Origin of the sequence: Streptococcus mitis, from assembly GCF_905187535.1 — a bacterium.
GTDB classification, from domain to species: Bacteria; Bacillota; Bacilli; order Lactobacillales; family Streptococcaceae; genus Streptococcus; species Streptococcus mitis_BS.
In genome coordinates, this window is record NZ_CAJJIE010000047.1 from 1 (window position 1) to 13,643 (window position 13,643).

At 42.5% G+C, this 13,643-nt stretch carries 12 protein-coding genes; all 12 read left to right on the forward strand.

Going from position 1 to position 13,643, the window contains the following annotated elements; all coding sequences use genetic code 11:
• The first annotated feature begins 108 nt into the window (after window positions 1-108).
• The 12 genes from JQ841_RS04940 to JQ841_RS04995 all read left to right on the forward strand — a co-directional run bounded on the left by JQ841_RS04940 (window position 109) and on the right by JQ841_RS04995 (window position 13,641).
• A complete protein-coding gene (locus JQ841_RS04940; protein ID WP_000466722.1) occupies window positions 109-867 on the forward strand; it encodes an isoprenyl transferase in 759 nt (252 codons plus the stop codon).
• Window positions 868-875: 8 nt separating this feature from the next.
• Window positions 876-1,679 (forward strand): phosphatidate cytidylyltransferase, encoded by an 804-nt coding sequence (locus JQ841_RS04945; RefSeq protein ID WP_000189852.1) that lies wholly within the window; start codon window positions 876-878, stop codon window positions 1,677-1,679.
• Window positions 1,680-1,700: 21 nt separating this feature from the next.
• The gene (rseP, locus tag JQ841_RS04950) at window positions 1,701-2,960 is read left to right on the forward strand and encodes an RIP metalloprotease RseP (protein WP_203180295.1); all 1,260 of its coding nucleotides are present in this window, start codon (window positions 1,701-1,703) and stop codon (window positions 2,958-2,960) included.
• A 12-nt stretch (window positions 2,961-2,972) separates the two neighbouring features.
• Window positions 2,973-4,826: a proline--tRNA ligase gene (locus tag JQ841_RS04955; protein WP_203180296.1), complete on the forward strand. Its 1,854-nt coding sequence runs from the start codon at window positions 2,973-2,975 to the stop codon at window positions 4,824-4,826.
• Between the two features lie 98 nt (window positions 4,827-4,924).
• Window positions 4,925-6,304, forward strand: a complete 1,380-nt coding sequence (gene bglA / locus JQ841_RS04960; RefSeq protein ID WP_203180297.1) for a 6-phospho-beta-glucosidase — start codon at window positions 4,925-4,927, stop codon at window positions 6,302-6,304.
• A 191-nt stretch (window positions 6,305-6,495) separates the two neighbouring features.
• Window positions 6,496-8,304, forward strand: coding sequence for a glutamine--fructose-6-phosphate transaminase (isomerizing) (gene glmS / locus JQ841_RS04965; RefSeq protein ID WP_203180298.1), 1,809 nt, complete (start codon window positions 6,496-6,498; stop codon window positions 8,302-8,304).
• Window positions 8,305-8,422: 118 nt separating this feature from the next.
• Entirely contained in the window at window positions 8,423-9,472 is a 1,050-nt protein-coding gene (locus JQ841_RS04970) for an LLM class flavin-dependent oxidoreductase (RefSeq protein WP_203180299.1), read from the forward strand.
• A 220-nt stretch (window positions 9,473-9,692) separates the two neighbouring features.
• Window positions 9,693-10,700: a uroporphyrinogen decarboxylase family protein gene (locus JQ841_RS04975; RefSeq protein WP_203180300.1), complete on the forward strand. Its 1,008-nt coding sequence runs from the start codon at window positions 9,693-9,695 to the stop codon at window positions 10,698-10,700.
• Between the two features lie 9 nt (window positions 10,701-10,709).
• On the forward strand, window positions 10,710-10,913 hold the full coding sequence (locus JQ841_RS04980; RefSeq protein ID WP_203180301.1) for a hypothetical protein: 204 nt from the start codon (window positions 10,710-10,712) through the stop codon (window positions 10,911-10,913).
• A 2-nt stretch (window positions 10,914-10,915) separates the two neighbouring features.
• Window positions 10,916-11,914 carry a uroporphyrinogen decarboxylase family protein gene (locus JQ841_RS04985; protein WP_203180302.1) on the forward strand — a complete coding sequence of 333 codons (999 nt, stop codon included), beginning with the start codon at window positions 10,916-10,918 and terminating at the stop codon, window positions 11,912-11,914.
• Window positions 11,915-11,925: 11 nt separating this feature from the next.
• The gene (locus JQ841_RS04990; RefSeq protein WP_203180303.1) at window positions 11,926-12,804 is read left to right on the forward strand and encodes a transporter substrate-binding domain-containing protein; all 879 of its coding nucleotides are present in this window, start codon (window positions 11,926-11,928) and stop codon (window positions 12,802-12,804) included.
• A 144-nt stretch (window positions 12,805-12,948) separates the two neighbouring features.
• Entirely contained in the window at window positions 12,949-13,641 is a 693-nt protein-coding gene (locus JQ841_RS04995) for an amino acid ABC transporter permease (protein WP_004256697.1), read from the forward strand.
• Window positions 13,642-13,643: the final 2 nt, after the last annotated feature.

The window sequence follows — 13,643 nt, forward strand, 5'->3', positions numbered from 1 at the left end:
TGACGTGGTTTGAATTTGATTTTCGAAGAGTATAAATAGCTTAGTGATAGAAGAAAATAGGGAAATATGGTATAATGAAACGATAGATTTTTGAATAGGAATAAGATCATGTTTGGATTTTTTAAGAAAGATAAGGCTGTGGAAGTAGAGGTTCCGACACAGGTTCCTGCTCATATCGGCATCATCATGGATGGCAATGGCCGTTGGGCTAAAAAACGTATGCAACCGCGAGTCTTCGGACACAAGGCGGGCATGGAAGCATTGCAAACTGTGACCAAGGCAGCCAACAAACTAGGCGTCAAGGTGATTACAGTTTATGCTTTTTCTACGGAAAATTGGACCCGTCCAGATCAGGAAGTCAAGTTTATCATGAACTTGCCAGTAGAGTTTTATGATAATTATGTCCCGGAATTGCATGCGAATAATGTTAAGATTCAAATGATTGGGGAGACAGACCGCCTACCTAAGCAAACTTTTGAAGCTCTGACCAAGGCTGAGGAATTGACTAAGAACAACACAGGATTGATTCTTAATTTTGCCCTTAACTATGGTGGACGTGCTGAGATTACACAGGCCCTTAAGTTGATTTCCCAGGATGTGTTAGATGCCAAAATCAACCCAGGTGACATCACAGAGGAATTGATTGGCAACTATCTCTTTACCCAGCATTTGCCTAAGGAGTTACGAGACCCAGACTTGATTATCCGTACTAGTGGAGAATTGCGTTTGAGCAATTTCCTTCCATGGCAGGGAGCCTACAGTGAGCTCTATTTTACGGATACCTTGTGGCCTGATTTTGACGAGGCGGCCTTGCAGGAAGCCATTCTTGCCTACAATCGTCGTCATCGCCGATTTGGAGGAGTTTAGGAGGAAATATGACACAGGATTTACAGAAAAGAACCTTGTTTGCAGGGATTGCCCTGGCTATTTTCCTACCAATTTTAATGATTGGGGGACTCTTGCTGCAGATAGCAATTGGAATCATAGCCATGCTAGCCATGCATGAACTTTTGAAGATGAGAGGTCTAGAGACCATGACGATGGAGGGCCTCTTGACCCTCTTTGCAACCTTTGCCTTGACCATTCCCTTGGAGAATTACCTGACTTTTTTGCCAGTTGATGGGAATGTGGTTGCCTATAGTGTTTTGATTTCAATCATGTTAGGAACGACTGTGTTTAGCAAGTCCTATACGATTGAGGATGCGGTTTTCCCTCTTGCTATGAGTTTCTATGTGGGCTTTGGTTTTAATGCTCTATTAGATGCTAGAATTGCAGGTTTAGATAAGGCACTATTAGCCTTGTGTATTGTTTGGGCAACAGACAGTGGTGCCTATCTTGTTGGGATGAACTATGGTAAACGAAAATTAGCTCCGACAGTTTCTCCAAATAAAACCTTTGAGGGTGCCTTGGGTGGTATTTTAGGTGCTATTTTAGTAACTATCATCTTTATGATGTTTGACAGAACAGTTGCTCTTCCGTATGGAATTTACAAGATGTCAGTCTTTGCTATTTTCTTTAGCATTGCTGGACAATTTGGTGATTTACTAGAAAGTTCGATCAAGCGTCACTTTGGTGTCAAGGATTCTGGGAAATTTATTCCTGGACATGGTGGTGTTTTGGATCGTTTCGATAGTATGTTGCTTGTATTTCCAATTATGCACTTGTTTGGACTCTTTTAATCAAAAGACGGAGGAAATACTATGCTCGGAATTTTAACCTTTATTCTGGTTTTTGGGATTATTGTAGTGGTGCACGAGTTCGGACATTTCTACTTTGCCAAGAAATCAGGGATTCTAGTGCGTGAATTTGCCATTGGTATGGGTCCCAAAATCTTTGCTCACATTGGCAAGGATGGAACGGCCTATACCATTCGAATCTTGCCTCTGGGTGGCTATGTTCGCATGGCCGGTTGGGGTGATGATACAACTGAAATCAAGACAGGAACTCCTGTCAGTTTGACTCTTGCTGATGATGGTAAGGTTAAGCGCATCAATCTTTCAGGTAAAAAATTGGATCAAACAGCTCTTCCTATGCAGGTGACCCAGTTTGATTTTGAAGACAAGCTCTTTATCAAGGGCTTGGTTCTGGAAGAAGAAAAAACATTTGCAGTGGATCACGATGCAACGGTTGTGGAAGCAGATGGAACGGAGGTTCGGATTGCTCCCTTGGATGTTCAATATCAAAATGCGACTATCTGGGGCAAACTGATTACCAACTTTGCAGGACCTATGAACAACTTTATCTTAGGTGTTGTTGTTTTCTGGATTTTAATCTTCATGCAAGGTGGTGTCAGAGATGTTGCTACCAATCAGTTCCATGTCATGCCACAAGGGGCCTTAGCTAAGGTAGGAGTGCCAGAAACGGCACAGATTACCAAGATTGGCTCACATGAGGTTAGCAACTGGGAAAGTTTGATTCAGGCTGTGGAAACAGAAACCAAAGATAAGACGGCCCCGACCTTGGATGTGACTATCTCTGAAAATGGTAGTGACAAACAAGTCACTGTTACTCCAGAAGAAAATCAAGGTCGATACCTTCTAGGTGTTCAACCGGGGATTAAGTCAGATTTTCTGTCCATGTTTGTAGGTGGTTTTACAACTGCTGCTGACTCGGCGCTCCGAATTCTATCGGAACTGAAAAATCTGATTTTTCAACCGGATTTGAACAAGCTAGGTGGACCTGTTGCCATCTTTAAGGCAAGTAGTGATGCTGCTAAAAATGGAATTGAAAATGTCTTGTACTTTTTGGCAGTGATTTCTATCAATATTGGGATTTTTAATCTGATTCCGATTCCAGCTCTGGATGGTGGTAAGATTGTGCTCAACATCCTGGAAGCTATTCGCCGTAAACCATTGAAACAAGAAATTGAAACCTATGTCACCTTGGCCGGAGTGGTCATCATGGTTGTCTTGATGATTGCTGTGACCTGGAATGACATTATGCGACTCTTTTTTAGATAATCGAGGAATATTATGAAACAAAGTAAAATGCCTATCCCAACGCTTCGCGAAATGCCAAGCGATGCTCAAGTTATCAGCCATGCTCTTATGTTGCGAGCTGGTTATGTTCGTCAAGTCTCAGCAGGTGTTTATTCTTACTTACCACTTGCCAACCGTGTGATTGAAAAAGCCAAAAACATCATGCGCCAAGAGTTTGACAAGATTGGTGCCGTTGAGATGTTGGCTCCTGCCCTTCTTAGTGCAGAGTTGTGGCGCGAATCAGGTCGTTACGAAACTTATGGTGAAGACCTCTACAAGCTAAAAAACCGTGAAAAATCAGACTTTATCCTAGGTCCAACTCACGAAGAAACCTTTACAGCTATTGTCCGTGATTCTGTTAAGTCTTACAAGCAATTGCCACTCAACCTTTACCAAATCCAGCCTAAATATCGTGATGAAAAACGCCCACGCAATGGACTTCTCCGTACACGTGAGTTTATCATGAAAGATGCTTACAGTTTCCACGCTAACTATGATAGTTTGGACAGTGTTTATGATGAGTACAAGGCTGCTTATGAGCGTATTTTCAATCGTAGTGGATTGGACTTCAAGGCTATCATCGGTGACGGTGGAGCCATGGGTGGTAAGGACAGCCAAGAATTTATGGCTATTACACCTGCTCGTACAGACCTTGATCGATGGGTTGTCTTGGACAAGTCAGTTGCCTCATTTGACGAAATTCCTGCGGAAGTGCAAGAAGAAATCAAGGCAGAATTGCTTAAATGGATGGTCTCTGGTGAAGATACCATTGCTTACTCAAGTGAATCTAGCTATGCGGCTAACTTGGAAATGGCAACAAACGAGTACAAACCAAGCAATCGTGTTGTCGCGGAAGAAGAAGTGACTCGTGTTGCAACACCAGATGTTAAATCAATCGATGAAGTTGCAGCCTTCCTCAACGTTCCAGAAGAACAAACGATTAAAACTCTCTTCTACATGGCGGATGGTGAGCTTGTTGCAGCCCTACTCGTTGGCAATGACCAACTCAATGAAGTCAAATTGAAAAACTACCTTGGTGCAGATTTCTTAGAACCTGCAACTGAGGCAGAAGTGAAAGAATTGTTGGGAGCGGACTTTGGTTCACTTGGCCCAGTCAATCTGCCAGAAAATGTTAAGATTATTGCTGACCGCAAGGTGCAAGATAGCCGCAATGCTGTTGTAGGTGCTAACGAAGATGGGTACCACTTGACTGGTGTCAACCCGGGTCGTGACTTCACTGCCGAGTATGTCGATATCCGTGAAGTGCGTGAGGGTGAAATCTCTCCAGACGGACAAGGTGTTCTTAACTTTGCGCGTGGTATCGAAATTGGTCACATCTTCAAACTCGGCACTCGCTATTCAGCAAGCATGGGAGCAGATGTTTTGGATGAAAATGGCCGTGCTGTGCCAATTATCATGGGATGTTATGGTATCGGTGTCAGTCGTCTCCTGTCAGCAGTGATGGAGCAACACGCTCGCCTCTTTGTTAACAAAACGCCAAAAGGTGAATACCGTTACGCTTGGGGAATCAACTTCCCTAAAGAATTGGCGCCATTTGATGTTCACTTGATCACTGTCAATATCAAGGACGAAGAAGCGCAAGCCTTGACAGAAAAACTTGAAGCAAGTTTGATGGGAGCAGGTTACGAAGTCTTGACAGACGACCGTAACGAACGTGTCGGAGTCAAATTCAGTGATAGCGACTTGATTGGATTGCCGATTCGTATCACTGTTGGTAAAAAAGCGGCCGATGGCATCGTAGAAGTTAAGATTAAAGCGACTGGTGACACCATCGAAGTTCATGCAGATAACTTGCTTGAAACACTTGAAATCCTCAGTAAGAAATAAAAACTATAATCAGAAGAAAAACAAGGAAAAAATGTAACTAGTTTTTACCTTGTTTTTTCTGTATAATGGGAAAAATGAGTAGATAAAGAGGTAAATGTATGCTAAGATTTCCAAAGGATTTTGTCTGGGGATCCTCTACTTCTGGACCACAAACAGAAGGACGTGTAGCTGGTGACGGTAAGGGAGATAATCTCTGGGATTATTGGTACCAAGTGGAGCCAAATCGTTACTATAATGGGATTGGTCCAGATAAAACATCAACCTTTTATGAAAACTGGGAGAAGGATATTGAGCTACTGGTAGAAACTGGTCACACAGCCTTTCGGACTTCTATCCAGTGGTCACGGATTTTTCCACAAGGCTGTGGAAAAGTCAATCCTCAAGGTGTGGATTTTTATCGTAAGGTTTTTGAGGCTATTAAGGCTAAGGGGATTCGTCTTTTAGTCAATCTTTATCATTTTGATTTGCCTTTTGCCCTTCAAGAGGATGGTGATGGTTGGGAAAATAAGGCAACTGTCTCAGCCTATGAAGACTATGCTCGTTTTTGTTTTGAGACTTATGGAGATTTAGTGGATCAATGGATTACCTTTAACGAGCCCATCGTTCCTGTAGAGTTTGGCTATTTTTACGATGCCCATTATCCACATAAGGTGGATGCAGAGGCAGCCGTTAAAGTAGCTTATCATACACAATTGGCTAGCAGTCGGGCGGTTAAGGCTTGTCATGAACTCTTACCTAATTCCAAAATTGGGATTGTCCTCAACTTGACACCGGCTTATCCACGTAGCCAGCATCCTGCCGATGTCAAGGCTGCTCATATTGCGGACCTTTTTCAGGCCCAATCTTTCTTAGACCCGTCTGTTTTGGGGACTTATCCACAGGAGTTGGTAGAACTCTTGCATGAACACGGTCTTTTACCTGATACTACAGAGGAGGAGTTGGAGCTCATTCGTGACAATACGGTAGATTTTCTTGGTGTCAACTACTATCAACCTTTGCGTGTTATGGCGCCTCGATTTGCTAAGCATCCAGAGAGTCCACTCTTACCAGAACATTTTTACGAGCCTTATGTGATGCCTGGACGTAAAATCAATCCTCACCGTGGCTGGGAGATTTATGAGCAAGGGATTTATGACATTGCACAAAATATCAAGGAAAATTATGGCAATATCGAGTGGATGTTGACAGAGAATGGTATGGGTGTTGAAGGAGAGGAAAAATTCCGTCAAGATGGAATGATTCAAGATGATTATCGTATTGACTTTGCAAAAGGTCATCTTCGCGAACTGCACCGTGCTATTGAAGATGGAGCCAATTGTAAGGGCTACTTGATTTGGACCTTTATCGATTGTTGGTCATGGCTCAACAGCTATAAAAACCGCTATGGTTTGGTCGAATTAGACTTGGAAACGCAAGAACGTCGTCTGAAAAAATCAGGGCACTGGTTCAAGGAATTAAGCGATAATAATGGATTTTAAAAAGAACTCTGACTGATTATCCAAATTGGTCAGAGTTTTTTATTTATAAGAAGTTGATATGAACTATACCAATTTTTACTCTTGACAAGTGAAAGAAACAAGTATATACTGTTTTTGCTGATTCTATAAAAGAGGAATTAGACTATACCAATTTTAAGGAGAAAGCACAGCTTGCCTGTGTCGTATATACTATGTGTGGAATTGTTGGTGTTGTTGGCAACACAAATGCAACTGATATTTTGATTCAAGGGCTTGAAAAGCTCGAATACCGTGGCTATGATTCTGCGGGAATTTTTGTCCTAGGTGGTGCTGAAAATCACCTAGTCAAGGCTGTCGGTCGTATTGCAGAATTGTCTGCTAAGACAGCTGGTGTTGAGGGAACGACTGGTATAGGACATACTCGTTGGGCGACTCACGGGAAACCAACGGAAGACAATGCTCACCCACACCGTTCTGAGACAGAACGTTTTGTTTTGGTGCACAATGGGGTGATTGAGAACTACCTTGAAATCAAGGAAGAATACCTTGCAGGTCACCACTTCAAAGGGCAAACAGATACGGAAATCGCCGTTCACTTGATTGGAAAATTTGCAGAAGAAGATGGCTTGTCAGTTCTTGAAGCCTTCAAAAAAGCTCTTCACATCATCCGTGGTTCTTATGCTTTTGCCTTGGTTGACTCACAAGATCCTGAAGTCATCTACGTAGCTAAAAATAAATCACCACTTTTGATTGGTCTTGGGGAAGGCTACAATATGGTCTGCTCAGATGCGATGGCTATGATTCGTGAGACCAACCAATACATGGAAATTCATGACCAAGAGTTGGTCATCGTTAAGGCTGATCGCGTGGAAGTTCAAGACTATGATGGCAACAGTCGTGATCGTGCTAGCTACACTGCGGAGCTTGACTTGTCTGATATCGGTAAGGGAACTTACCCTTACTACATGCTTAAAGAAATTGATGAGCAACCAACGGTTATGCGTAAACTCATCCAAGCCTACACAGATGAGGCTGGTCAAGTTGTCGTAGACCCAGCTATCATCAAGGCTGTTCAAGACGCAGACCGTATCTACATCCTTGCAGCTGGAACATCTTACCACGCAGGATTTGCTTCGAAGAAGATGCTGGAAGAATTGACGGATACACCAGTTGAGCTTGGAATCTCTTCTGAGTGGGGCTATGGTATGCCACTCCTCAGCAAGAAACCACTTTTCATCTTTATCAGCCAGTCTGGTGAAACAGCGGATAGCCGTCAAGTTTTGGTCAAGGCTAATGAAATGGGAATTCCAAGCTTGACAGTGACAAACGTACCAGGCTCAACTCTTTCTCGTGAAGCTAACCATACTATGCTTCTTCATGCAGGTCCTGAAATTGCCGTGGCATCAACCAAGGCCTATACAGCGCAAATTGCAGCTCTTGCCTTCCTAGCAAAAGCAGTTGGAGAAGCGAACGGCAATGTTAAAGCGCAAGACTTTGACTTGGTTCATGAGTTGTCAATCGTAGCTCAGTCTATCGAATCAACTCTTTCAGAGAAAGAAACCATTGAAGCCAAGGTTCGTGAGCTTCTTGAAACAACTCGCAACGCCTTTTACATCGGGCGTGGTCAAGATTACTATGTAGCCATGGAAGCAAGTCTCAAACTTAAAGAGATTTCTTATATCCAGTGTGAAGGCTTTGCGGCAGGAGAACTTAAGCACGGAACTATTGCCTTGATTGAAGAAGGAACGCCTGTCTTGGCCCTCTTGTCAGATCCAGTTCTTGCCAACCACACTCGCGGAAATATCCAAGAGGTGGCAGCCCGTGGTGCCAAAGTCCTCACTATCGCAGAAGAAAATGTTGCTAAAGATACAGACGACATCGTTCTTACGACTGTACACCCTTACCTCTCACCGATTTCAATGGTTGTACCAACTCAATTGGTCGCTTACTTTGCAACACTCCACCGTGGACTTGATGTGGACAAACCACGTAACCTTGCTAAGTCAGTAACGGTAGAATAAACTAAAAAAGTCTAGTTATCTAGGCTTTTTCTTGTGAGCAGATTGGTTGCTTGTCCTCAAGATTCGTGTTAGAATAATTCTTCAAATTGAAGGATAGAAATAGACAGGGAGAATCACAATGGTAGAATTGGGAATTTCAACATTTGGGGAAACAACGGAGCTTAAAGGGACTGGGCAAACTTACAGTCATGCCGAACGCATTCGTCAGTTGGTGGCAGAGATTGAACTGGCTGATAAGGTTGGTTTGGACGTGTATGGGATTGGTGAGCACCATCGAGCGGATTTTGCAGTGTCGGCTCCAGAGATTGTTCTGGCAGCTGGGGCAGTTAATACCCAAAAAATCCGTTTGACCAGTGCAGTCAGCATTCTCTCAAGCATGGACCCGATTCGTTTGTTCCAACAGTATGCCACTATCGATGCTTTGTCAAATGGACGTGCAGAGATTATGGCTGGAAGGGGCTCTTTCACGGAATCCTTCCCTCTGTTTGGCTATGATTTGAAAGACTACGAAGCCCTTTTTGATGAGAAATTAGACTTGCTCCAGTTAGTCAATGAGAAGACCAAGATAGACCGGCAAGGACGATTGACCCAAACAATATCTGGCAAAGAAGTTTATCCCCGTCCAGTTCAGGGCAAATTACCCTTGTGGATAGCGACAGGTGGTCATGTCGAATCAACAGTGAAGATTGCTCAGGCGGGGCTGCCGATTGTCTATGCTATTATTGGTGGCAATCCTCGTTATTTTAAAAAGTTGATTGAGGCTTATCGTGAGATTGGGAGCGAAGCGGGCCATGCCAGTCATGAACTAAAGGTTGGAGTCCATTCTTGGGGGTGGATTGCTGAGGATGGCGAGCAAGCGGTGAAAGATTATTTCCATCCGACCAAGCAAGTGGTAGATGCGATTTCCAAAGACCGTCCTCACTGGCAGGAGTTGCGTTATGAACAATACCTTGAACAGGTTGGACCAGATGGAGCCATGTTTGTGGGTAATCCTGATCAGGTAGCAGAAAAATTGATTCGCATGATTGAAGACTTAGGTTTGGACCGCTTTATGTTGCACCTACCTCTTGGTTCTATGCCTCATGAACAAGTCCTGAGAGCTATTGAACTCTTCGGCACGCAAGTGGCTCCAAAAGTACGGGCTTACTTTGCCATGAAAGAGGTTTAATAAAAAATCCTAATCAGACTGATAAAAAATCTATATAACAACTATTTTAAAAAAGCAATAAACAAAAAAGAATCTCTGAAAAGCTAGTAAAATCAAGCTTTCCAGAGATTTTTTTGTCTATTGATATAAAAAATCTCAATCAAGTTGATAGTCAATATATATTGGGAAAAGGCGAAAAGGAGTGGTAAGATGGTTTCAATCCAAATGGAAGGAGAAAAGTATGACAAGTAAAAGAGAGTTAGTTTTAAGAGCCATCCGAGGAGAAGAGGTGGAACGAGTTCCTGTAGGCTTTTGGTTTCATTTTGTAACACTGGAGGAAAAAGGGCAAGGTTTAAATAACCCACGTATCTTTCAAAAAAGTGTAGAGGGGCATCGGCAGTACGTTGAAAGAATCCATCCTGACTTTGTCAAAATAATGAGTGACGGATTTTTCATTTATCCAAGTAATGTCTATAGTCCTTCTGTTGCAAGTGTTCAGGAGTTGGCTTCTATTGAGTCGATTGGTGAAAACCATCCTTGGATTCAGCAACAAGTAGAAGTGGTAAAAGCCATTCGAGCGACCTTCACTGAGGAAATTGCTTCATTCTACAATATCTTTTCTCCAATTTCCTACCTGAAACGCTGGTTTCGTACAGAAACTTCTAGAGGTGATAAGGAGGTTGCAGATCTTTTTCTTGAAAATCCAGAGCTATTCAGGGAGATTTTAGATGTGATAGCTGAGGATATCGCTATCCTAACTAAGAAAATCATTCAGGATGGTGGAGCGGATGGGATTTACCTCAGTACGCAAGAAATTCAGGATGAGCGCATCACACCAGAGTTGTACCAGACCTATATCGAGCCAAGCAACATAAAAGTTTTAGAAGCTGCTAATCAGGCAGGTGGGGTAAATATCCTGCATATCTGTGGTTTCCAAGGTGCCAGTAACGATGTAACTATTTTCAAAGATTATCCAGCCCAAGTTTTCAACTGGGCAACCCACCATGAAGCAGTCAGTTTGCCTCAAGGTCAGGAGCTATTTCATGGCAAAGCGGTCTTGGGTGGTTTTGAAAATGGGAAGCAGAGCCTGCTTTATGGAGGTACGAAGGCTGAACTACAAGAGGAAACCAAACGCTTGTTGGCTGAAGCTGGGACTAGAGGAGTCCTTCTTGGAGCGGATTGCACGGTTCCAGATGACTTTGAATTAGAAAGATTGGACTGGATTCGTCAGGCTGCTGTTTTAGAATAGGAGGACCTTATGAAAAGAAAAAAGTGGATATTGGTAGGGACGGTCCTCGGCTTTGTTATCTTACTTGCGATTAGCCTCACCAAGGGACTTACTTGTAAGGAGGGGCCAAGATGCCATGGAGTTCAGGATTTTCAGAAGGGAAGTCTTCCCTTTATTCAAACCAATGATATTGCCAGTGTTTTATTAGTCGAAAAAGAAAGGAATGGAGAATAAAGATGTCAGAAAAAAGAGAATGGGTTTTAAAAGCATTTAGAGGAGAAGCGGTCGATCGTGTGCCTGTCGGTTTTTGGCACCACTTTACATCAGAAGAGGAATGGTTAAAGGGATTTTCAAATCCTGTAATTATTGAAAAGAATATACAAGGTCACAAACAATTTATCCGTGAACTAAATCCCGACTTTATCAAGTTGATGAGTGATGGCTATTTTGCTTATCCAAATCCAGTTATTGCCAAAGGGAAAACACTCCAAGAGTTGGCAGAGATTGAACCCCTTGGAGAAGATCATCCGTGGATTAGAGAGCAAGTAGAGTTAGTGAAGAAGATTAAGCAGGAGTTTACGGAAGATATTGTTGCTATTTATAATATTTTTGCGCCTGTGACCTACCTCAAATGGTTGCTTGGGGAAGTATCTGGTGGAGATGACCTTATTGCAGATTTCTTAGTTCAAGATCCTCAGAAGTTGAAAAAAGTCCTCGATGTCATTGCACAAGATATCGCTAGCTTGAGTCAAGCTATTATTAGAGACGCAGGAGCAGACGGTATCTATCTCAGTGTGCAAAGCATTCAGGATGCGCGTGTTTCTGTTGAAGCATATCAGGAGATTATTGCACCGAGTGAACTGACTGTTTTAAATGCAGCTAAGTCGGTTGGTGGGGTAAATATCCTTCACATCTGTGGCTATGAAGGAGCTCGAAACGATATTCATATCTTTGCCGACTATCCAGCTCATGTTTTTAACTGGGCAGTTGGTCCAGAAGGGATTAGTCTAAAAGAAGGTCGTGAGATTTTCAAGGGTCGTACTGTTTTGGGAGGATTTGAAAACGGCAAAGAGGGTCTTCTCTATCGAGGCAGTAAGGAAGAAATCCAAGCTGAAACCAAACGATTGATAGAAGAAACAGGCAAAGAGGGCCTCATACTGGGAGCAGATTGTACCATTCCGAGCGATATTGCAGTGGAGCGTATCCAGTGGGTGAGAGAAGCAGTAGCTAAATAAAGGAGAAGAATATGAGTAAGAAAACATGGATTATTGGTGGAGTTGCGGTTGCGGCAGTGCTTGGAGCAACAATTATTGGTAGAACTTTAGCAGGAGCATCTGCTAAAGGTGCAGATGCAGCTTCATCTGGACAAGTAACAACTTTAAAGGTTGCCCATACCCAAAACTATGTCCCTTATGATTTTATTGATGAAAAAGGGGAATCAGATGGTTATGAAGTCGCTGTTTTAAAGGCAGTTGATGAGAAATTAGCAGATTATAAATTTGAGTATACAGGAACTAGTGATGATGATCTCTTGATTGGGCTTGAGTCTGGCAAGTACGATATTGGGACAAAAGGTGCTTGGTATACAGATGAAAGGGCTAAAAAATTCATCATTCCATCTGAGCCAGTAGGTGCTAGCATTATTGGTTTTACTGTCAGAAAAGAAGATGAAGGCAAATATAAGAATATTGATGATTTTGCTAAAAATAAAGGAAAATTAGTACCAATCTCTCCTCAAAATGCCCAGTGGAATGTCATCAATAGTTATAACGAGAAGCATAAGGATACACCAATTGAGTTGACAGCTGCTGAATCTTTCAAAGTGGCAGACGCTTATGCTTGGGTTTTAGAAGGACGTTATGATGCCTTCTTTGATATCAAGCTTTCTTTTGAAAAAGCAGTGACAGCTGAGGATGGTTCTTATCACCAATATGCGAACAAACTTAGCTGGTTCCCATATAAAGGAATCCCAACCTATCCATTGATTCATCGTGATGAAAAGGGCGAGAAGTTTGCTAAAGAATATGAAAAAGCGATTAAAGAATTAAAAGAAGACGGTACTCTAGCTAAACTTTCTCAAAAATACTTTAAAGAAGATGTCTTTAGTTATGTTGATAAAGATTAGATAAGCAATTAGGGTCAACGTCGCCTTGCCGTAGGTATGGCTATTGACTTCGTCAGTTCTATCCACAACCTCAGAACACTGTTTTGAGCAACCTGCGGATAGTTTCCTAGTTTGATTTTCATTGAGTATTAGAAAGAGTTTTACATGGTTTCATATGATTTTTCAAGAGTGTTCCAATTTTTACCCACCTTATGGCAGGCTCTTCCGATGACCTTGTCCATTCTCTTTTTTACTACAATCCTTGGCTCCCTTTTCGGTGGCTTACTGGCTTGGGCACAAGTGGGAGAAGACAAGACTTTTGCAGGTCTTTCCAAGGGATATATTTTCACTCTTCGCTGTACTCCCCCGATTGTCTTACTGTTTTTAGTCTTTTATGGTTTACCTGAATTTTTAAAATGGTGGTTGAATTTAGATATCAACAACTGGTCTAAAACGGTCTTCGTATTATTTACTATGGTCTTGCTGTTTGCGGCTATCATTGCAGAAGTGTTTAAGGCCTCCTATCAGGCAATTCCAAAAGGTCAGATGGAAGCTGGAGTCAGTATTGGTCTGACACCTAGTCAGACATTCTGGAGAATCATTTTTCCTCAGGCTTTTCAGGTGGCCCTTCCAAATATGACGACCGCTATTCTAAATTTGATGCGAGACGCTGCCCTAGCTTATACGATTGGTTTTGTAGATGTCATGGGGGCTGGCAATCTCTTAATCAGTCGCAATTTGGGGAATTACTCTCTTGAAACCTATACAGCGGTTGCCATTCTTTATTGGGGTGTGGCCTTGGCTGTTTCCTTCTTGAGTCGCTTGTTGGAAAAATCTTTGGAAACGAAAGGGAGATAGGA